The sequence below is a fragment of the Thioalkalivibrio sp. AKL6 genome, assembly GCF_000376905.1.
In the GTDB taxonomy this organism is placed as follows: domain Bacteria; phylum Pseudomonadota; class Gammaproteobacteria; order Ectothiorhodospirales; family Ectothiorhodospiraceae; genus Thioalkalivibrio; species Thioalkalivibrio versutus.
This window is the reverse complement of sequence record NZ_AQXS01000009.1, coordinates 235,778-255,993: the sequence shown is the minus strand read 5'-3', so window position 1 is coordinate 255,993 and position 20,216 is coordinate 235,778. Positions and strand designations below refer to the sequence as shown.

Annotated in this window: 20 protein-coding genes; 7 read left to right on the top strand and 13 right to left on the bottom strand. The window is 67.3% G+C overall.

Going from position 1 to position 20,216, the window contains the following annotated elements; genetic code table 11:
• Positions 1-10: 10 nt before the first annotated feature.
• Positions 11-1,423: a pitrilysin family protein gene (locus D575_RS0106430; protein ID WP_018145096.1), complete on the bottom strand. Its 1,413-nt coding sequence runs from the start codon at positions 1,421-1,423 to the stop codon at positions 11-13.
• A gap of 55 nt (positions 1,424-1,478) precedes the next feature.
• Here D575_RS0106430 and ftsY point away from each other — a divergent pair, with 55 nt between their 5' ends.
• From ftsY to rpoH, 4 genes are all read left to right on the top strand, one after another.
• Complete coding sequence (ftsY, locus tag D575_RS0106425; protein ID WP_018145095.1) at positions 1,479-2,486, top strand: signal recognition particle-docking protein FtsY; 1,008 nt, start codon at positions 1,479-1,481, stop codon at positions 2,484-2,486.
• 12 nt (positions 2,487-2,498) lie between these two features.
• Positions 2,499-3,176 carry a cell division ATP-binding protein FtsE gene (gene ftsE, locus D575_RS0106420; protein ID WP_018145094.1) on the top strand — a complete coding sequence of 226 codons (678 nt, stop codon included), beginning with the start codon at positions 2,499-2,501 and terminating at the stop codon, positions 3,174-3,176.
• A complete protein-coding gene (locus tag D575_RS0106415) occupies positions 3,173-4,102 on the top strand; it encodes an ABC transporter permease (RefSeq protein WP_018145093.1) in 930 nt (309 codons plus the stop codon). The genes ftsE and D575_RS0106415 overlap by 4 nt, the downstream gene beginning before the upstream one ends.
• A gap of 102 nt (positions 4,103-4,204) precedes the next feature.
• Complete coding sequence (gene rpoH / locus D575_RS0106410; protein WP_018145092.1) at positions 4,205-5,071, top strand: RNA polymerase sigma factor RpoH; 867 nt, start codon at positions 4,205-4,207, stop codon at positions 5,069-5,071.
• A 301-nt stretch (positions 5,072-5,372) separates the two neighbouring features.
• On the opposite strand, the gene ccoS is transcribed toward rpoH, so the two are convergent.
• The 10 genes from ccoS to D575_RS0106355 form a co-directional block, all read right to left on the bottom strand.
• Positions 5,373-5,591 carry a cbb3-type cytochrome oxidase assembly protein CcoS gene (gene ccoS, locus D575_RS0106400; RefSeq protein ID WP_018145090.1) on the bottom strand — a complete coding sequence of 73 codons (219 nt, stop codon included), beginning with the start codon at positions 5,589-5,591 and terminating at the stop codon, positions 5,373-5,375.
• Between the two features lie 30 nt (positions 5,592-5,621).
• A complete protein-coding gene (locus D575_RS0106395; RefSeq protein ID WP_018145089.1) occupies positions 5,622-8,177 on the bottom strand; it encodes a heavy metal translocating P-type ATPase in 2,556 nt (851 codons plus the stop codon).
• Between the two features lie 17 nt (positions 8,178-8,194).
• Complete coding sequence (locus D575_RS0106390; RefSeq protein ID WP_018145088.1) at positions 8,195-9,028, bottom strand: FixH family protein; 834 nt, start codon at positions 9,026-9,028, stop codon at positions 8,195-8,197.
• A gap of 108 nt (positions 9,029-9,136) precedes the next feature.
• Complete coding sequence (gene ccoG, locus D575_RS0106385) at positions 9,137-10,537, bottom strand: cytochrome c oxidase accessory protein CcoG (protein ID WP_018145087.1); 1,401 nt, start codon at positions 10,535-10,537, stop codon at positions 9,137-9,139.
• A 179-nt stretch (positions 10,538-10,716) separates the two neighbouring features.
• Positions 10,717-11,646 (bottom strand): cytochrome-c oxidase, cbb3-type subunit III, encoded by a 930-nt coding sequence (ccoP, locus tag D575_RS0106380; protein WP_018145086.1) that lies wholly within the window; start codon positions 11,644-11,646, stop codon positions 10,717-10,719.
• Positions 11,643-11,861: a cbb3-type cytochrome c oxidase subunit 3 gene (locus D575_RS0106375; protein ID WP_018145085.1), complete on the bottom strand. Its 219-nt coding sequence runs from the start codon at positions 11,859-11,861 to the stop codon at positions 11,643-11,645. The genes ccoP and D575_RS0106375 overlap by 4 nt, the downstream gene beginning before the upstream one ends.
• Positions 11,862-11,879: 18 nt before the next feature.
• A complete protein-coding gene (ccoO, locus tag D575_RS0106370; protein ID WP_018145084.1) occupies positions 11,880-12,614 on the bottom strand; it encodes a cytochrome-c oxidase, cbb3-type subunit II in 735 nt (244 codons plus the stop codon).
• Positions 12,615-12,633: 19 nt separating this feature from the next.
• Positions 12,634-14,118 (bottom strand): cytochrome-c oxidase, cbb3-type subunit I, encoded by a 1,485-nt coding sequence (gene ccoN / locus D575_RS0106365; RefSeq protein WP_026182070.1) that lies wholly within the window; start codon positions 14,116-14,118, stop codon positions 12,634-12,636.
• 204 nt (positions 14,119-14,322) lie between these two features.
• Positions 14,323-15,195 (bottom strand): malonyl-ACP O-methyltransferase BioC, encoded by an 873-nt coding sequence (gene bioC, locus D575_RS0106360; protein WP_018145082.1) that lies wholly within the window; start codon positions 15,193-15,195, stop codon positions 14,323-14,325.
• The gene (locus tag D575_RS0106355; protein ID WP_018145081.1) at positions 15,192-16,016 is read right to left on the bottom strand and encodes an alpha/beta fold hydrolase; all 825 of its coding nucleotides are present in this window, start codon (positions 16,014-16,016) and stop codon (positions 15,192-15,194) included. Before D575_RS0106355 ends, bioC begins: the two co-directional genes overlap by 4 nt.
• Positions 16,017-16,063: 47 nt before the next feature.
• Between D575_RS0106355 and plsY the strand changes: the two genes are divergently transcribed.
• Positions 16,064-16,681: a glycerol-3-phosphate 1-O-acyltransferase PlsY gene (plsY, locus tag D575_RS0106350; RefSeq protein ID WP_018145080.1), complete on the top strand. Its 618-nt coding sequence runs from the start codon at positions 16,064-16,066 to the stop codon at positions 16,679-16,681.
• A 53-nt stretch (positions 16,682-16,734) separates the two neighbouring features.
• Here the strand turns inward: plsY and tsaD are convergent, their stop codons facing one another.
• Together tsaD and D575_RS0106340 are read right to left on the bottom strand one after the other, a co-directional pair.
• Positions 16,735-17,757, bottom strand: a complete 1,023-nt coding sequence (gene tsaD, locus D575_RS0106345; protein ID WP_018145079.1) for a tRNA (adenosine(37)-N6)-threonylcarbamoyltransferase complex transferase subunit TsaD — start codon at positions 17,755-17,757, stop codon at positions 16,735-16,737.
• A 76-nt stretch (positions 17,758-17,833) separates the two neighbouring features.
• Positions 17,834-19,033 carry a class I SAM-dependent methyltransferase gene (locus D575_RS0106340; protein WP_038032122.1) on the bottom strand — a complete coding sequence of 400 codons (1,200 nt, stop codon included), beginning with the start codon at positions 19,031-19,033 and terminating at the stop codon, positions 17,834-17,836.
• A gap of 82 nt (positions 19,034-19,115) precedes the next feature.
• On the opposite strand from D575_RS0106340, the gene D575_RS0106335 reads away from it, so the two are divergent.
• Positions 19,116-19,838 carry a pteridine reductase gene (locus D575_RS0106335; protein WP_026182069.1) on the top strand — a complete coding sequence of 241 codons (723 nt, stop codon included), beginning with the start codon at positions 19,116-19,118 and terminating at the stop codon, positions 19,836-19,838.
• Between the two features lie 65 nt (positions 19,839-19,903).
• Positions 19,904-20,164, top strand: coding sequence for an accessory factor UbiK family protein (locus D575_RS0106330; protein WP_018145076.1), 261 nt, complete (start codon positions 19,904-19,906; stop codon positions 20,162-20,164).
• Positions 20,165-20,216: the final 52 nt, after the last annotated feature.

Here is a 20,216-nt window from a genome sequence, read left to right as displayed (position 1 = left end):
CCTCCCGTCATCACATACCCCCCGCGGTATCGCCATAGGGTTCTACCGCACCCGGATCGGGCGGGTCGTCACCATCCAGGGGCTGCGGATCGAGAATGCCGACCGTGCGTCGTTCCGGCACCAGGTACTCGCGCACCACGCGCTGCACATCCTCGGCAGTCACCGCACGCACGCGCTCGACGAAGCGATCGCCTTCCTGCCAGCCGACGCCGATGATCTGCAGCATGCCCAGCTGGAAGGCCTGGGAGCGCACCGAGTCACGCTGGTACACCTCGGAGGCGATCACCCGCGCCTGCACCCGTTCCAGTTCGCTGTCGCTGACCGGCTCGTCCTTCAGCCGCTCCACCTGCTCCAGCAGGGCCGCCTCAAGCGTCTCCACATCCGTGGCCGCCGTGGGCACCGCCGCAATCATGAACAGGTCATCCAGCCGGCTGAACGGGCTGTAGCGGGCCGAGGTCGCGCCGGCCAGTTCTTCGCCCCGTACGATCTCGCGGGCAAAGCGCGAGGCCTCACCGGAATCCAGGACCCCGGCCGCCACCATCAGTGCGTAGACATCCACCGGGTCGTCCACGGTATTCAGAACCGGCGCCTTCCAGCCCATCAGCAGGTAGGGCAGCTCTGCGGGGGCCTCGACGGTGATGCGGCGTTCGCCCTTTTGCGGCGTCTCGGCGCGCGGCTTCGTCTCCGGGAGATCACCCGCCGGGATGTCCCCAAAATGCTCCCGGGCCGCCTCAATGACCCGCTCGGCATCGACATCGCCGACCACCACGACCACCGCGTTGTTCGGGTGGTAATAGCGGTCATACCAGGCCTGATTGTCTTCCAGGGTGTAGGCCTCGATATCGCTCATCCAGCCGATCACCGGATTGCCATACGGATGATTGAGGAAAGCCGTGGCCATCAGCTGCTCGCGCACCAGAGAGTTGGGCTGGTCCTCCACGCGCAGACGGCGCTCTTCCTTTACCACGTTCAATTCCGGACGGAACTCGTCTTCCTGCAGCTTCAGGTGCTGCATGCGCTCCGCCTCCATCGCCATCATGGTCTCCCAGTGATCACGCCCGATGATCTGGAAATAACCCGTGTAGTCACGGCCGGTAAAGGCATTCTCGCGCCCGCCCAGACGCGAAACGATGCGCGAGAACTCGCCGGGCTCATACTGCTCGGTCCCGCGAAACATCATGTGCTCCAGCATGTGCGAGATGCCGGTCACGCCGCTGTGCTCGTCGGCCGACCCGACCCGGTACCAGACCATGTTGGCCACCACCGGGGCGCGCCGGTCCTCCAGCACGAGGACCGTCAGGCCGTTGTCCAGCGTAGTCTCGACCACCTTCGATTCGATCTCGGGCGTCGCGGCCAGGACCCCGACGGGCCAGGCAAAGACAAACGCCGTAACGAGCACTGTGACCAGGTTTTTACCGCGCATGATTCATGAATCCTCGTGCTAGCATTGGCGAACTCTCTACTTGACCACATCGAGCATGTTCGGTTTCCGCAAAAAGAAGTCCGAAGACCCGGCCACCCCCGACACGGAGGCACCTGGCAGCGAGCCGGAGAAGCCCGCCCGCGGCGGCTGGTTCCAGCGCCTGCGCAAGGGCCTGGCCAAGACCGGGCAGGTACTGGGCGGCGACCTGGGGTCGCTGCTCCGGCGCAAGATCGACGACGAACTGTTCGAGGAGCTGGAAGAACGCCTGCTCCTCGCGGACGTGGGCCTGGATGCGACCCAGCGGATCATGGATCGTATCACCCGCGAGGTGAAACGCGGGCAACTGGATGATGCCGAGGCCCTGATGGACGCCCTGGAGGCGGCCATGATCGAGATCCTCGAGCCGGTCTCGCGCCCCCTGGAGATCCCGGAGGCCGAACGCCCCTTCTCCATCCTCGTCGTCGGCATCAACGGCGCCGGCAAGACCACCACCATCGGCAAGCTGGCCCACCACCTGCAGGCGGACGATCGCTCGGTGCTGCTGGCGGCCGGCGACACCTTCCGCGCCGCGGCGGTGGAACAACTGCAGACCTGGGGCGAGCGCAATGGCGCTCCGGTGATCGCCCAGGGCACCGGGGCGGATTCCGCCTCGGTGGTCTACGACGGCCTGCAGGCCGCGCAGGCGCGCGGCATCGACGTGATGATTGCCGACACCGCCGGGCGCCTGCACACCCAGACCAACCTGATGGACGAGGTGCGCAAGGTGAAGCGCGTGATGGGCCGGCTGGACGAACACGCCCCGGACGAGGTCCTGCTGGTGGTCGACGGCGGCACCGGCCAGAACGCCCTGAACCAGGCCCGTCAGTTTCACGAGGCCCTGGGCCTGACCGGAATCGTCGTGACCAAGCTGGACGGCACGGCCAAGGGCGGCGTGCTGTTCGCGCTGGCCGAACAGCTGGGCATTCCGGTGCGATTCATCGGGGTCGGGGAAAAGGCCGAGGATCTACAGGTCTTCGATGCCCGCGCCTTTGTGCGCGCCCTGCTCGGCCGCGATAGCGACTGACGAGCCCACCGGATGATTCGTCTGCAACGCGTCACCAAGCGATTCGGCAGCGCGTCCGAGGCGCTCAGTAACGTCAGCCTGCGCGTGGACCCCGGAGCGATGGCCTTCATCACCGGGCCCTCCGGCGCCGGCAAGAGCACCCTGCTGCGCCTGATCGCCGGGCTTGAGCGCCCGACCCGCGGGCGCATCCGGGTCAACGGCCACGACCTCGACCGCCTCTCCAACCGCGCGATTCCGGGGTTTCGGCGCAGTATCGGGCTGGTGTTCCAGGATCATCGCCTGCTGTTCGACCGCCCGGTGTTCGACAACGTCGCCCTGCCGCTGGAGATCCTCGCCTACCGCCGCCCGGAGATGCGCAAACGCGTGCGCGCGGCGCTCGACAAGGTCGGGCTGCTGCACAAGGAGGGGGTCAACCCGCGCACCCTGTCGGCGGGCGAACAACAACGTGTCGGCATTGCCCGGGCCATCGTCCACCGGCCGGTCCTGCTGCTGGCGGACGAGCCCACCGGCAACCTCGATCCGGCGTTGTCGCGTGAGATCCTGCAACTGTTCGACGACTTCAACCGGGTCGGCATGACCGCCCTGATCGCCAGCCATGACCTCGGCCTGGTCGAGCGCATGGGCAAGCCGGTCCTGCACCTGGAAGACGGACGCATCGAGGCCCGTGCGGCCGCGGGGGCCCCGGCATGAAGCCGGGCCGTCGCCTGCTGGACACCGTGCCGGCCTGGCTGGAGGCCCATCGGGATGCCGCCCGGCGCAGCCTGCAGCGCCGCCTGCAGGCCCCGGTTCTGAGCCTGATCAGCATTGCCGTGCTGGGCTTCATCCTCGCCCTGCCGGCCTACCTCTGGGTCCTGCTGGACAACGCCCGCGCCCTGTCCGCCCACGTGGACCATGACCCACGCATCGCCCTCTACCTCGACGGCGTGGAGGCGGCCACGGTCGCGGATCTGGAACGCCACCTGGAGACCGATGCCCGGGTGGAACGCTGGATCTGGATCGATGCCGACGAGGCCCTGGCCCGCTATCGCGAGGGCCTGGCCGACCCGGGCCTGCTGGACTGGCTGGACGAAAACCCGCTGCCGGACGTGGTGGATGTGGTCCCCGCGACCGCGGATCCCGAGACGGTTGCGGCGCTGCGCGAGGCGCTTGCAGCCACCGTACCGGGTGCGACCGTGGTCAGCGACGACGACTGGGTGCGGCAGTTGAACAGCCTGCACCAGCTGGGGCTGCGGATCCTGTCGGTGGTGGGCGCCCTGCTGGGGCTGGGGGCGTTGCTGATCCTGGCCCTGGCGACTGCCTCGGAGCTGCGCGAACGCCGGGAAGAGATCGCCATCTCGCGGATCAGCGGGGCCACCCACCGGTTCCTGCGTCGACCCTCCCTCTACGGCGGCGTGATGACCGGCCTGGGCGGCGGCATTTTCGCCGGCATCCTGCTGCTCATCGGGATCGGCCTGAGCCGGGCGCCACTGGAACAGGCCGCGGCCGCGTTCGATCTCGAGTTGGGGCTGTCCCTGCCCGGGGCCACCCATCTCCTGGCCCTGCTCCTGGCCGGACTCCTCCTCGGCTGGCTGGGCGCCCGGCTGGGCAGCGGCCATGCCCTGCGGGATGCCCCCTAGGGGCACGCGCCCCGGACGAAACGTCCGGAACCTTTGCAGGGTTTAGCACTCCAATTCACAGACTGCTAATGTAGAGTCATGAATCGGGAGGAAACACCACGCATGAACCAGGCCCTGACCACTCCACGCATCGACATGCCCGTACCGGTGGGCAACCTCGATCACTACATGCAGGCCGTTGGCCGCATCGAGGTGCTGGACGCCGAGCACGAGCGTGAACTGGCCGTGGCGCTGCACGAGCGCCAGGACCTGGATGCGGCACGCCAGCTGATCCTGCACAACCTGCGGTTCGTGATCCACGTTGCGCGCGGCTACAAGGGGTACGGCCTGCCTCTGGGGGATCTGATCCAGGAAGGCAACGTGGGCCTGATGAAGGCCGTCCGCCGTTTCGACCCGAATCAGGGCGTGCGCCTGGTGTCCTTTGCCGTGCACTGGATTCGCGCCGAGATCCACGAGTTCATCCTGCGCAACTGGCGCATCGTGAAGGTCGCAACCACCAAGGCCCAGCGCAAGCTGTTCTTCAACCTGCGCAGTGCCAAGCAGCGTCTCGGCTGGCTATCCAATGCCGAGGTCTCCGCCGTGGCGCAGGATCTGGGCGTCTCCGAAAAGGACGTCTGGGAGATGGAACGCCGCCTCTCGAGCCAGGATGCGAGTTTCGACCCGGGCCCCGAAGCCGACGATGAATACGGCTATCAGGCCCCGTCGGAACGCCTGAGCCTGGAGGACCTGAGCGACGACCCCGCCAATGTGACCGAGGACGAGGACTGGGACCGTCATTATCAGGAACGCCTTAGCGAGACCCTGGGCGAACTGGACGAGCGTTCGCGCACCATCCTGATGCGCCGCTACATGGCCGACCAGAAGGCGACACTGCACGAGCTGGCCGCGGAGTACGGCGTTTCGGCCGAGCGCATCCGCCAGATCGAGAACAGCGCGATCAAACGCATCCGGGCCGCCTTCGACGACTGACGCTTTCGCACCCTCGCGAAACCAGGGCCCCGAACGAAAAAGGCCCCGGCATCAGCCGGGGCCTTTTTGTTGCCGGGTGCAGCGGGACCAAGCCCGGCACCCGGCACGGTTCCATGCCCGATCAGCCGAACAGGATCACCGAGAAGAAGCTAATCCAGGACCAGATGATCAGGCCGACCGTGAACGTCAGCGGAAAGTTGGGGAAAGTAAACCACTCGCGCATCTCGAAGTCCTCGGGAATTTTCAACCAGAATAAGCAAAGGGTAAGCGGGTCCGCAGCGCGGCGCAAGTTCGACCGAGGTCAGCGCTGGGACTTTTGCCGACCCCCACCGGTCGCGTCGGGAGGGGCCTCCTCGCCGGAGCCGGTCGGGATACGCGGGTCATCATCGTCCATCAGGATGCGATGCGCCGGGCCCTGAAGATCGTCGTACTGCCCCGAGCGGATGGCCCAGAACAGCACCACGCCCACCACCAGGGCGAACAGCATGGCCAGCGGGATCAACAGGTAGAGGATTGACATGCTTCCAGTGTACCCAGGCGCGCGAACGGCTTAAACCGGGGGTGGCCGTGACGCCGGATCGTGCACAGCCTCTCCGGACGCCACCGACGACTCGGCGCCTGTGTTCATCACGTCGCGCCCCGGACGCAGGCGCAGCGCATTGCCAACCACCAGCAACGAGCTGAGCGACATGCCCAGCGCTGCCAGCCAGGGAGTCAGCAGCCCCGCCGCGGCCACCGGGAGGGCCACCAGGTTGTAGCCGATTGCCCAGGCGATGTTCTGCCGGATCACGCGCCGCGTGTGGCGCGCCTGGTCCAGCGCCTGCGGCAGGTGTTCCAGGCGATCCGAGAGCAGGACCAGGTCGGCCTGATTCTGCGCCAGCTGGGTGCCGCCACCCATCGCCAGCGATACGTCGGCCCCGGCCAGCACCGGGGCATCGTTGATGCCCTCGCCGGCCATCAGGACCACCCGGCCCTCTGCCTGGCGAGCGTGCACATAGGCGAGCTTCCCCTCCGGGGTCAGGCCACCCTCGGCTTCGGCGATGCCCATTTCCGCCGCGAAGGCCTGCGCGGCCTGCGGGCGGTCCCCGGTCAGCAAGACCACCCGCAACCCACGCCGCTGCAGATCGGCGATCACGTTCCGCGCCCCGGGACGCGGAGTGTCGGCCAGCCAAAACAGGGCGACCGGTTGGTCGTCGACCACCAGCCAGACCGGGGTGGCCAGGGGATAGCCCGCGGGTGCCTCCGGGCTGGGCGTACCGCGCTGCGGCAACATCGACGATCCACCAATGGCCACACGGTGGCCCTCTATGTGGCCAACGAGGCCGCGCCCGGGGAGGTTGCGAACCTCGCTGGCGAGCAGCGATGAGGACTTGGCCGGAGCGATCAGGGCGCGTGCCAGGGGGTGCTCGGAATGGGCCTCGAGCGCGGCGGCCCAGTCCAGCCAATCAGCCCCCTCGGGCGCGGGCTGTAGCTCGGATTGTGCCACCAGACGCGGCATGCCGACGGTCAGGGTTCCGGTCTTGTCGAGGCAGACCATATCGACGCGCGGCAAGGTCTCCAGGGCACTGCCGCGCGTGACCAGCAGACCGAGGCGCGACAACGCGCCAGTAGTGGCCGTCAGCGCGACCGGCGTCGCGAGCGCCAGGGCACAGGGGCAGGTGGCGACCAGCATGGCGACCATGACCCAGAGGGCCCGCGTCGGATCGATCCACGCATACCAGACCAGACCCGCCAGCGCCGTCAGGACCAGGACGGCGCCAACAAACCAGCCGGTACCGGCCTCGGCGATCCGGGCCATCCGCGGCTTCTCGGTCTGGGCGCGATCGAGCAGCCGCTGGATCGCCGCCAGGGTCGTCTCGGCGCCGACGCGCTGGACCTCGAGGGCGAGTGGGCCATCGACGTTCACGGTCCCGCCGGTCACGGGATCCCCTACGCGCACCGCGTGCGGCTCGGGCTCGCCGGTCAACAGGGCACGATTGACCGTCGACTCGCCCTCGCACACCACGCCGTCCGTGGGGATGGTCTCGCCCGGGCGAACACGTACCCGATCCCCCGGCACCAGCTCGCCGACCGGGACCGCCTCGATGCGCCCGGCTGCATCCAGACGATTGGCGATGGCGGGGACCAGGCGATCCAGGCGGTCAATGGCATGGCTGGCATGCTGGCGCGCGATCAGCTCCAGATAGCGACTGGTGAGCAGGAAGAAGACAAACATCACGACCGATTCGAAATAGACGTGCTCGCCGGTCCCGAGGAGGACCGCGTACAGGCTGGCCAGGTAGGTCACGATGATCGCCAGACTCACGGGCACGTCCATCCCCAGCTGCCGATGACGCAGGTCGCGCCAGGCGCTCTGGTAGAACGGGATCGCCGAATACAGGACGACCGGTGTGGTCAGCGCCGCCGCCACCCAGCGCATGAACTGGAGCAGGTCTTCGTGCTCGGTGTCCTCGGCGCCCAGCCAGAGCGCCACGGCCAGCATCATCACCTGCATCATCCCCAGGGCGGCAACGGCGATCCGGCGCAAGGCGAGGCCCCGTTCGCGGGCGATCGCCTGCTCGCGGGTGCCGGGGTCGTAGGGATGGGCGTGGTACCCAATGTCGCGGATCGCCTTGAGGATATCCGACAGGGCGATCCGCGCGGGGTCCCAGACGACCTGCGCGCGATGGGTGGAGTAATTCACGCGAAAGCTCTCCACGCCCGGAAGGGCCTGGACATGACGCTCGTTCAGCCATACGCAGGCCGCACAGGTGATGCCCTCGAGCATCAGGGCGGCCTCACGGCGGTCGCCCCCTGCGCCGGCGGGCGCGACGAACTGTTGCTGGACGCCGGGGTGATCGAACAGTTCGAGCTCGCGGAGCTCGTCGGGGATCAGGGGGCTGCCGGTGTCCGCCGGGGGGGCATCACGGTGATGGTAATAGGCCCCCAGGCCACGCTCGATGATCGCGCCGGCCACGGCCTGGCAGCCGGGACAGCAGGTGGGTTCCTCGCGGCCCTCGAACGTCACCGGGTAGCAGGCGCCTGCCGGCACCTCCAGGCCGCAGTGGAAACAACGGGCCTCGGCCTCGGGCGTTGCCGGGCCCTGCGAGTCGGACGCGAGCGCCACGGCGGGAGCGCGGTGGGCTAACCGGGCTGGGCGCTACGCACGCGGGTGCGTGCCTGTTGCTCCAGAAGCTGCCCATCGTGCTGGACCTGGAAGCGCAGATCCCAGCGCCCCGGTGCCGGCAGGGCCACTTCGACCTGGTACATGCCCTCGCCCATCGCCTGCATCTCGAAGCCCTGGTCGCGACGTTCGTCGGCCAGCCACATGAAAAGGCCGCGGATGCTGGCATCGTCGATAGGCTCGCCGTCCGCATCCCGCACCTCGACCTGCAGGGTGGCGGTCTCGCCCTCGGTGGGTCGATCAACCCAGCCCTGACGCACCTGCCAGCCCTTCTGTCGCTGTTCCTGAAGCTCCGAGACGCGGTGCACGGCGAGCGCCTGCTTGCGGCTCTCCATGCCGGCCACTGTGCCGGGGAAAGCGGAGGTCACCCGTTCGGCCCGGTTCTCCGGCTCCGGCAGGATCGAGCCGATGAACTGCTGCGGCATCCCGTTATGGGCAAGCGTGATCAGGACTGCCTGCACCGAGGCGACCATGGTGAAGAACCCCACCAACACCAATGGGGCCCAGTGCAGACGCCCAATCTTGGCCTTGCCACCACTTTCGACCTCGGCCTCCTTCTGGGTGAACACGATCCCCAGGCCGTAAGGCACGATGATGTAGAGCGCCAGATGAATGGCGAAGACGTCTGCCCCCTGCCAGGTCAGGATCGAATAAGGGATAAACACGAACAGCATGAGCGCGACCACCACGGCCGAGGTGCTGTAGGCCTTGAACCGCGTGAAGCGGTAGATCAGGGCGAACAGGATGGCCAGTCCCGCACTGCCGATGCCGAGGGTAATGACGAGGTTGCTCATATTGTTTTCTTCGTTTCCTGCGTGAACGCAAGCTAGGCGCTTGCGGTGTGCCGCGCGAGTTCCGGCAGCTCGATTACTGTTTCTTCGCCAGTGCCCAGCGGACGGTTGCTAGCGGTGACTGAACTGCGAGGTCACCTCGAGCGGTTCGATATGGCCCTCGCGGTCGGTAATCACGAAGCGGAAAGGCTGCGGCGAGGGAGTACCGGCGGGCACGTCGTGGCGCACACGCGCCACGACGGTCAGGCGCTCACCGGGCTCCAGACGGATGCGTTCCACCTGGCCCAGATCCAGTTCGGCGCCCTCCAGCCCCGCCAGGCCGATCTCGAAGTCCAGCTCCCGATCGGCGGTGTTGTTCAGGCGGATCTCGTAGCCGTTCTGGGTGCGACCATCGGACATCTGGACGTAGAGCGGCTGGCGCACCTGGTTGACGTTGGCGTCCACCGGCGGGCGGCCGAGAATACTGCCAACCAGCGCGACGATCACGATCAGCACGGCGGCCCCGTAGCCAAGGGTCTTGCCGCGCAGGACATGGGTCTTCCCGCCCTCCTGCTCGCGCTCGGAGGTATAGGCGATCAGGCCGCGGGGCCAGCCCTGCTTGTCCATAATGGTGTCGCAGGCATCAATACAAAGTGCGCAGTGGATGCACTGGAACTGCAGCCCGTCGCGGATATCGATGCCCGTCGGGCACACCTGAACGCAATAGCCGCAGTCGATGCAGTCACCCACCCCGGCGGCCTGGCGTTCCTCGCGGGTCTTCAGACCGGCCTTGACCTTGGAGCGCCCGGCGGTACCTTCCCCGCGCGCCTCTTCATACGACACGATCATGGTGTCGCGGTCGAACATCACGCTCTGGAATCGGGCGTAGGGGCACATGAAGGTGCAGACCTGTTCGCGCGCCAATCCGGCAAAGGTGTAGGTCGTCGCCGTCAGGATGCCCGCAGTCAGGTAGGCCGCGTAGACCGCCTGACCCGTAAAGAAGTCGCTCACGATCGAGGGGGCATTCCCCCAGTACAGGATGAAACCGAGGCCGGTGGCAAAGGCCACGAGCAGCCAGGACAGGTGGGTCAACCCGTACTTGAACAGCTTTTCGCCAGTCCAGGGCTGCTTGGCCAGGCGCAGGCGGGCGGGCCGTTCACCCTGGATCTTGCGCTCCAGCCACATGAAGACGTCGGTCCACAGTGTCTGGAAGCAGAAGTAGCCACAGAACACCCGTCCGGCGACGCCCGTGACGAAAAACAGCAGCAAGGCGGCCACGAGCAGGAAGCCGGCCAACCAGAAGATGTCCTGCGGGTAGACGACCAGATCGAAGATGTGGAACTGCCGGCCCGGGATGTCGAACAAGACCGCCTGATTGGGGCCGTATTCGCGCTCCCAGCGGACCCAGGGCAGGCCGAAGAACACACCGTAGGCGAGCAACAGGATGCCGGTCTTCAGATTGCGGAAACGCCCCTTGACCGACCGCGGATGGATCGGGATGCGTGCCTCGTATAACGGCTGGGCCTGGGACATCTAAACCTCCCGGAGTTTTATCCGGCAGAGTGGGGCGGCTGCAAGGCGCGCCCTGGCATCGGGTTCCTTCCAAAAAAGCAGGGGCGCCCTCGGGCGTCAAACAACCCGGCGGGCACCCCTGTAGTTATCGCGGCGAACGCCCGGCCCCGGGGCTCACCATACGGTCAACAGATTCGCGCTTACTGCCCGCCACCCAACGAATGCACGTAGGCCGTCAGCATCTTGATCTCCGCATCCGACAGACGATCCCCGAACGCAGGCATCTCGCGCTGGGCGCCGTTGCGAATGAAGTTCGCCACCAGACGCTGACGCTCGCTGTCGCTTTCCGCACCGCGCACGTCCACCAGACCCCAGAGATCATTGGTCAGGTTGGGCGCGCCCTGGGACGCCAGGCCCTGGGCATCCATGGCGTGGCACTGGAAGCAGCCGCCATCGGTACCGGTGAAAATGCGTTCGCCGGCGTCCGCTTCTTCTTGGTCGACGCTGTAGTCGTTGAGCGACAGCACGTACGCTGCGACCTGGTTCAGCTGGTCGCCGTCGAGGGTGTCACGGTAGCCCGGCATGTAGCCCAGGCGACCCTGGTGCAGGGTTTCCTCGATCTGCTCCACGGCGCCACCCCACTTCCAGTGGTCGTTGCGCAGGTTCGGGTACTGCCCGACCACCCCGGCACCACCAACCTGATGGCAGGCGGCACACCAGGTGCCGAAGGAACCCTGGGCGTAGGCGTTGACGAAGCTCATGCTCTCGGCGTCCTGCAGGATCGTTTCGTAATCCTGGGCCGCGACCTGTTCAAGCATCTCGCGCTGACGCACCGCGTAGGTGCCGGTCTGCATGTCCTTGGCCAGCAGCGCACGGGTGTTCCAGTGCATCGTGCGCTCTTCGCCACCCTGCTCGAAGGTGATGGTGTTGAAGCCCTTGGTAAAGCTGTCACCGATCGGCCAGGCCGGGTAGATCAGCCAGTACACCACGGCAAACACGATCGTGGCGTAGAAACCCCACAGCCACCAGCGCGGGAGCGGGTTGTTGTATTCTTGGAGGTTCCCGTCCCAGACGTGCCCAGTGGTCTCGACCTGGTTCGGGTCCTTTTCGCGGTTGTCCTGTGTGCTCATTGCTCGTCACTCTTGGTTTTGTCACGCCGGGCCACGGGCTCCCGATGTGAATCATCGTCATCCAGAGGAATATAGCGATACGTCTCGAACTTCCGGGCGCGCTGACGGTTGGCAAACAGGAAGATCACGACCCCGATAAAGGTACCCATGAAGAGCAACAGGGCGACCATCTTGCTGTTGCCCATGTCCGTGATCCATTCCCACAGTCCCATCATGTTCGCGCCCGCTCCTCCTTACCGGAACTCGGCAAAGTGTCCGTCGTCGTATTCGCTGAAGTCGACCATGGTCCCGAGCACCTGGAGATAGGCGACGATTGCGTCCATCTCGGTGACCGTCCCGGGGTTGCCGTCGAAGTTCCCCGCCTGGGCCTGGCTAACCAGGTTGTCCTCGGCGTCACGGATATCGAACATCCGGGCGTGTTCTTCGCCGAAGCGCTCGACGTTGGCCTCGTATTCCTCTTCGCTGAGCGAGTACGGCACACCGACCCGCTTCAGCGCGACCATCCGGCGGTCGATATCGGAGTAGTCAAGCGGGGTTTCCGCCAGCCAGGGGTAGCCCGGCATGATCGACTCCGGCACCAGCGACTGCGGATTGATCAGGTGCTGAACCTGCCATTCGTTGGAGTACTTGCCGCCAACTCGGGCGAGGTCCGGACCGGTGCGCTTGGAGCCCCACTGAAACGGATGGTCGTACTGCGACTCGGCCGCCAGCGAGTAGTGGCCGTAGCGCAGCATCTCGTCACGGAACGGACGCACCATCTGCGAGTGGCAGGTGTAGCAGCCCTCGCGAACGTAGATGTCGCGACCACGCTGTTCCAGCGGGGTGTAGGGACGCACGCCGTCCACTTCCTCGATCGTGTCGTCGATGTAGAACAACGGCACGATCTCGACCAGGCCGCCGACGCTGATCACCGCAAGGGTGAGGATGATCAGCAGGCCGGCATTGGTTTCAACGCTTTCATGCTTCATGGATCTATTCTCTCCCTAATCAGGCCGTGCGGGCTTCGGTGGACGCAGCCTGGGCCTCGCGGGCCTCGGCCTTGATGCCCGAGCGAACGGTCATCGCGATGTTGAACGCCATGATCAGCATGCCGGCGAGGAAGAACCCGCCACCGATGGCGCGCACCACGTACGGCTTGTGCAGGAACACCACCGACTCGGTGAAGGTGTAGGCAAGGTTCCCGTACTGGTCGAAGGCACGCAGCATCAGACCCTGACCGATACCGGCCACCCACATCGCGGTGATGTACAGCACGATCCCGATGGTCGCCAGGAAGAAGTGCACGTACACCAGCTTCAGGCTGTACAGGTTCACGTTCCACAGGCGCGGCATCAGGTGGTACAGGGAGCCGAAGGTGATCATCGCCACCCAGCCCAGCGCACCGGAATGCACGTGGCCCACGGTCCAGTCGGTGTAGTGCGACAGCGCGTTCACGCTCTTCAGCGACATCATCGGACCTTCGAAGGTCGACATGCCGTAGAACGCCAGCGCGGTGATCAGGAACAGCATGATCGGGTCGGTGCGCAGCTTATCCCAGGCGCCCGACAGGGTCATGATGCCGTTGATCATGCCACCCCAAGAAGGCAGCAGCAGCAGGATGGAGAAGGTCGCCGCCAGGGTGGAGACCCAGTCCGGCAGGGCCGTCCAGTGCAGGTGGTGCGCGCCCACCCACATGTACAGGAAGACCAGCGCCCAGAAATGGATGATGGACAGCTTGTACGAGTAGATCGGACGCCCGGCCTGCTTCGGCACGAAGTAGTACATCATCCCGAGGAAGGCCGCGGTCAGGAAGAAGCCCACCGCATTATGGCCGTACCACCACTGCGTCATCGCATCCTGCACCCCGGAGAACACGGAGTAGGAATGTGGGTGGAACAGACCCACCGGCACCTGGATGTTGTTGAAGACGTGCAGCAGCGCGGTCGCCAGGATGAACGACATGAAGAACCAGTTCGCCACATAGATGTGCGGCTGGTTCCGGCGCAGCAGGGTCATCAGGAAGACCATGAAGTAAGCCACCCAGACAACCAGGATGATCAGGTCGATCTGCCAGTTGAATTCGGCGTACTCGCGGCCCTGAGTAATCCCCATCGTGTAGGTGATCACGCCAAGGATCAGCGCCAGGTTCCACCCGTAGAAGGTGAAGCTCGCCATGGAGTCACTCCACAGGCGGGTCTGACAGGTCCGCTGAACCACGTAATACGAGGTGGCGAACAGCGCGTTACCCCCGAACCCGAAGATCACGGCCGTGGTATGGACCGGACGGAACCGCCCGAAGGTGATCTGCGCGATATCGAAATTCAGGAACGGGAACGCCAGTTGCGAGGCGATCCAGACGCCGGCGGCCATCCCGAACACGCCCCAGAGGACGGCGGCAATGGCAAACCGCTTGATAATCGCGTAGTTGTACTGCTCGGAAGTCGCGACTGACGCTGCGGGTGCGGCACCCGCCGTAGTGGCTGCTTGTGACATGACTTTTCCACCTTGCTGCGGGGAACACGGATGTCCCGATGGTTCGGGGGCGTGAACTCTACCCCATTCCGGGCCCACAAAAAACCAATACCGCCTGTGTCACTCGGATATTGAGTGCGATTGGCGGAACTTTTGACCGCTTCGATAATACATCGGTCATACACGTCCAGGCGAGAGGGCGCCGGGCCGATTCGTTGATCTGGATCAACGAATCGCCTGGACCGGGATCACCCGCCCCGCCGGGCGCGATGGCGGCGGGGCATCCGGCACCCAGGCATGGCCGTAGACCACCTCCCAGGTTGCCGGAAGGCGGCCCTCCACGCCGAAGTCGCGCGCGTAGGCCTCGGCCACCGCCACCAGGCGGCGCGGACCGAACAGCCCCGGCGATCGGCCCGACAGGGCATTGCGCACCCCAACCCCGCGCAGGTCACGAATCAACCCGGTCAGATCCGGGTAGGTCAGGGTCAGGGCCTCCTGGTCCATCACCGGATCGGCAAACCCGGCGCGCACCAGGGCATCGCCAATGTCGTGCATATCCATGAAGGCGTTCACATGCGTCCCCGCTCCACCGTCCACCGCCGCGAAGGCGGCCCGCAGCTCACGCAGGGTGTCGGGACCGAAGGTGGTGAACATCCACAGCCCGCCCGGGCGCAGGATGCGCCGCACCTCCATGAAGGCCTGATCCAGGCTGGCGCACCACTGCAGGGCGGAACTGGAAACCGCCAGGTCGAAGGATTGCTCCGCCAGCGGCAGCGCCTCGAGATCGCCGCAGACCACCTGCGGCCGGCGCAGCCAGCGCCCGCGGCGGCGCGCCCGCGCGACCATCTCCGGGGCGAAATCGACCCCGCACAGGCGGGCTTTGCGGTAGCGGCGGCTCAAGTGATCCAGGGCCTCGCCGATGCCGCAGCCGAGATCCACGACCTGCTCCGGCTGCATGCGAATCCAGTCCAGCCGGCCCAGCATTCGCTCCTGCACCTCGCGCTGCAGGACGGCGTGCTCCTCGTAGGTGGAGGCCGCCCGCGCGAAGGCCTCGCGGACCCGCGCCTTGTCGAGATCGAAACTGTCGGGTCGGCTCATGCGGATTTCCCTGCGCTGCACTGATTCAAGAACTCGACGACCAAACCGGCCAAGGATAGCGGGCGCGCGAACCACTCCGCGTGGCCGCCCACGCCGCGGACGATCCGACTGGCGGGTCGCAGCCCGTGCAGATCGTCCGCCACGGCGGCCGGCACCAGCGCATCGCCCGCCTCCAGCCAGGCCGCCGCCGGCACCTCCAGGCCCGCCCAGACGGACCGAAGATCCGCCGCCTCCAGTAGCGCGAGGCCGGCCTCCAGGCCCTCGGGCGAGGCTGGAGCGACCTGTAACTGCAACACCAGCCGGCGGGCGAGCGAAGCGGCATCCTGGCTGCCACGTGCACAGAGCATCGCCAGGCGGCGCTCCAGCCGCCGGCGACCACCCCCGAGGGCTGCACGAAAATCTTCCAGCTCGGCCGGGGGCAGGGCCGCCGGCCAGTCGTCGGCCTTCGCAAAGCGCGGCGAGGCCCCGATCAGCAGCAGCCCCTGGGGCCCCGACCACTGGCGCGCGGCGGCCAGCGCGACCAGGCCGCCCAGGGACCAGCCCGCCCACACCGGACACTCGACATCCGCTGGCAGCGAAGCGATCAACGCCGCCGCGGTGCGCTCGGCATCCGCCAGCGTCTCGCCATCGCCGGCGGCCCCGTGCCCGGGCAGGTCCGGCGCCAGCACCCGTATCGCGCCCGGGAGCGCGGCCCGCAGCGGCGCCCACACCGCGCCGGAGAAGCCCCAGCCATGCAGGAGCACCAGCGTCGGAGCACCGCCCTGCGATTGCGCAGCAGGCACGTCAGCGCCCTGAACGGCGGCCACCGGCTTGCGTATCATGTGCGGTCGAATCCTCTCGCCAATCCGCGCAGGCAGGCTGACCGCTCATGGGCATCACAATCGGCATCATCATCGCGTATCTACTGGGATCGCTTTCCACGGCCATTCTGGTCAGCAAGCTGCTGCGCCTGCCGGACCCGCGCACCACCGGCTCGAAGAACCCCGGCGCCACCAATGTACTGCGCTCGGGCGGCAAGACGGCGGCCATCATCACGCTCATCGGGGATGTCGGCAAGGGCTGGCTGCCGGTGTTCGTCGCCCTGCAACTGGACCTGTTCCCCGGCTGGGCGATCGGCCTGATCGGCCTGGCCGCCTTCCTCGGGCACGTGTTCCCGGTGTTCTACCGCTTTCAGGGCGGCAAGGGCGTGGCCACCGCACTGGGCGTGATGCTCGCCATCAGCCCGCTGGTCGGCGGCCTGGTCCTGCTCACCTGGCTGGTCGTTGCCGCCATCTGGCGCTATTCGTCGCTGGCTGCCCTGGTCGCCGCCGGCATGGCCCCGGTGTACATGGTCCTGCTGGGCATGGACCACTGGATCAGTGCCGCCGTGGCCCTGATGAGCGTGATCCTGTTCATCCGTCACGACAGCAACATCCGCCGCCTGATGCGCGGGGAGGAATCGCGGATCGGCCAGAAGGACAAGGCCCCGGCGACGCCAAAGGAGTAACCCTTCGGCCTGCGGACGGGTTTACAAGATCGCAGCCCCATCCGCAGACCCCTTCATGCCGCCGCGGGCGGCGCCAGCTCCGCCAGCGGCCAGCGCGCCCGCGCCGCCACCACCGGCGCCCCGGTTTCTGTCACCTGGCCGGCCTGCAGTCGCCGCAGCCCGGCCAGCGCGATCATTGCCCCATTGTCGGTGCAGAATTCGGGCCGCGGGAAATACACCGGCACCCCCTGACGCTGCGCCATGGCCTTGAGCCCGGCGCGCAATGTCGTGTTGGCCGCCACGCCACCGGCGACCACCAGCGCCGGGGCCCCGGTTTGCTCCAGGCCGCGCCGGGTCTTCTCCACCAGGGTATCGGTCACCGCCTCCTCGAAGGCGCGGGCAACATCCTCCGGCCGGTAAACCTGTTTCTTCAGCGCGGTCAGCACCGCGGTCTTCAGACCGGAGAAGCTCATGTCCAGCCCCGGGCGGTCGAGCATCGGGCGCGGCAGGCGCAGGGCGTCCGAGCGCCCCTGCTCGGCCAGACGCGCGAGCGCCGGCCCACCCGGATAGCCCAGCCCCAGCAGCTTGGCGGTCTTGTCGAAGGCCTCGCCCGCGGCATCGTCGATGCTCTCGCCGATCAGGTCGTAGTCGCCCAGGGCACGCGCGTGAATCAGCTGGGTATGCCCGCCGGAGACCTGCAGCACCAGGAACGGGAAATCGAGTCCGGTATCCTCCAGAAACGGCGCCAGCAGGTGGCCCTCCAGGTGATGCACGGCCAGCGCCGGGATGCCCCAGCCCCAGGCCAGGGAGCGCGCCACCGAGGCCCCGGTCAGGAGCGCCCCCAGCAACCCCGGCCCACCGGTGTAGACCACCGCATCCAGGTCGTGGCCGTCCACGCCCGCCTCGTCCAGCACCGCGCGCACCAGCGGCAGCAACCGCTGGATATGATCGCGCGAGGCCAGCTCCGGCACCACGCCGCCGTAGACGGCGTGCAGGTCGGTCTGGCTGTACAGCCGGTGCGCAAGCAGGCCCCGGTCCGCGTCGATCAGCGCCACACCCGTCTCGTCGCAGGAAGTCTCGATGCCCAGTACGATCATTGCGCAAGCATGCCGGGTTTCACGGGCCGCACCAAGCAGCCCCTGTGCGTCCGCGCCATTGCGTTGGGGCAAGCGCTCACAGTCGCCCCCGACGATCCGGGATCCCGTCCAGCGGCAGATGTGCACAATCGCGACCCAGGGCCATCACCTGAAAACGCTCGCCCATCTCCCCGGGCAGCGTCAGCATGCGCACGGCCTGAGCGGCCTGCATGGTCACACGGGCATCCTCGCCGCTGCCGACGCGGGCCTCGAAACGCCCTGGCAGCCCCGCCCCCAGCAGGAATTCGCCCTGCGCGGCATAGGCCAGCACGTGGAGACCCGCGGCGTCCGCCGCCTCTGCAACCCCGGTGAAATCCACGCTCGCGGTCAGATCCATCAGGCCCGGATGGGCCAGCGGGTCCTGGATCATCTGCTGGCGGTAATACCCCACCAGCGTCCCCTGGTGACGCTCCGGGGCGTAGTAGGCGCTGCGCGGAAAGCCATAGTCCACGATCACGGCGACCCCCTGCTCCAGGAAGTCGGCCAGCGCGGTCACCCACGCAGCCTGGGCCGGGCGCCATTCGGAGAGGTAGCCCTCGGGCCACGGGCCATGCTCGGCCTGGAGCCGCGCCACCGGCTCGGCGAGGCCGGGCGGGGCCGGGCGCTCGGCCAGTCTCAGGGTGCCGGCGGCATCGGTCGTGATCCCGACCTGCCAGACCCGGCCTTCACGCCAGCGGAAGAGTTCCACCGGCAGGGCATCCAGCACCTCATTGGCCAGCACCACACCGCGCAACGGGGCCTCCGGCAGGGCATCCAGCCACGCCACCCGGGCGTACTCCGCGGGTTCAAGCGCAGCCTCCAGGTGGGCCTGCTGCCGCGCCCGCAGGTCCGGACTGACCTCGACGATCCAGTAGCGCTCCCACGCCACCCCGAGTTCGCGCAGCGTGGTGATCACATCCCCCGCGAGCCGGCCGCTGCCGGCGCCGAATTCGAGCAGTGTGCCGGTCCCGTTCAGATCGTCCCGCAACACTGGGGCCAGCCAGGTCGCGAGGGTCTCGCCGAACAGGGGCGACAGCTCCGGCGCGGTGACGAAATCGCCCCCCTCGCCCAGCTTGTGCGCCCCGTTCACGTAATAGCCAAGCCCCGGCGCATACAGCGCGGCCTGCATGTAATCGACGAACGGAAGGAACCCCTCGCCGGCGACGACACTCTGTTGCAGGGAGGCGTGCAGACGCAGGGCGATATCGGCGGCCACCGGATCGGCCGGGGCGTTTGTGCTAGGTTTCGGCGGCATCATGACGACGAATGGTACCAACCCGGGGGCAGGCGTGGCGCAGGTACAATCCGACAGCATGGACACGACGTCCGGGGAGGCACGGGTGGTGCTGGTCACCGGGGCCGCGCGGCGGGTCGGCGCAACCATCGTGCGCGGGTTGCACGCAGCCGGGCTGCGGGTACTGATCCACTACCGCGGCTCGCGTTCGGATGCCGAAGACCTCGCCGCCGAACTGAACGCGGAGCGCCCGGACAGCGCCCACATCCTGCAGGCCGACCTCCTCGACCTGGAGGCCACCGAACGCCTGGCCCGCGAGGCCGAGGCGGCCTGGGGCCGACTGGACTTCCTGGTCAACAACGCCTCGACCTTCTACGCCACCGCCGTGGGCGAGATCACCCCACAGAGCTGGGACGACCTGATCGGCTCCAACCTGAAGGCGCCGGCCTTCCTCACCCAGGCCTGCAATCCGGCGTTGCAGCGTCGGCAGGGCGCGGTCGTCAATATCGTCGACATCCACGCCCTGCGCCCGCTGAAGGGCTATCCGGTGTATTCGGCGGCCAAGGCCGGGCTGTGGGCGCTGACCCAGGCCTACGCCCGCGAGCTGGGGCCGGACGTGCGGGTCAACGGCGTCGCCCCCGGCGCGATCCTCGCCCCCGAGGAGGCCGAAAACACTGGCACCCACGAGGCAATGATTGAACGCACCGCACTCAAGCGCGAGGGCCGCCCGGAGGACATCGCGCGCACCGTGCGCTTCCTGCTGCTGGACGCGCCCTACATCACCGGCCAGGTGATCCCGGTGGACGGCGGCCGGTCGGCATCGCAGTAGCCGCGACCCCGTCCAGCCGCGCTACACTGGCCCCCAACCGAGCATTTGCGCCAGGAGACTGCAGCATGATCGATTCCAAACGCTTCGACGACCTTGCCCGCCGCATCACCGAAAGCCTGCCGGAGTCGGTACGCCACATGCAGGAGGACGTGCAGCGCCAGGTCCGCTCGTCGCTGCAAAGCGGGTTCGAACGCATGGACCTGGTGACGCGCGAGGACTTCGACATCCAGGTCGCCCTGCTGGAACGTACCCGCGAACGCCTGGCGGAGCTGGAGGCGCGGGTCGCCGCGCTGGAAGCCCGCCCGAGCGACGAGACCGGGCAGTAACCACCACCTGAATCCACCCGCCGGGCACGGACGCCCGGCGCCCAGACGGAGG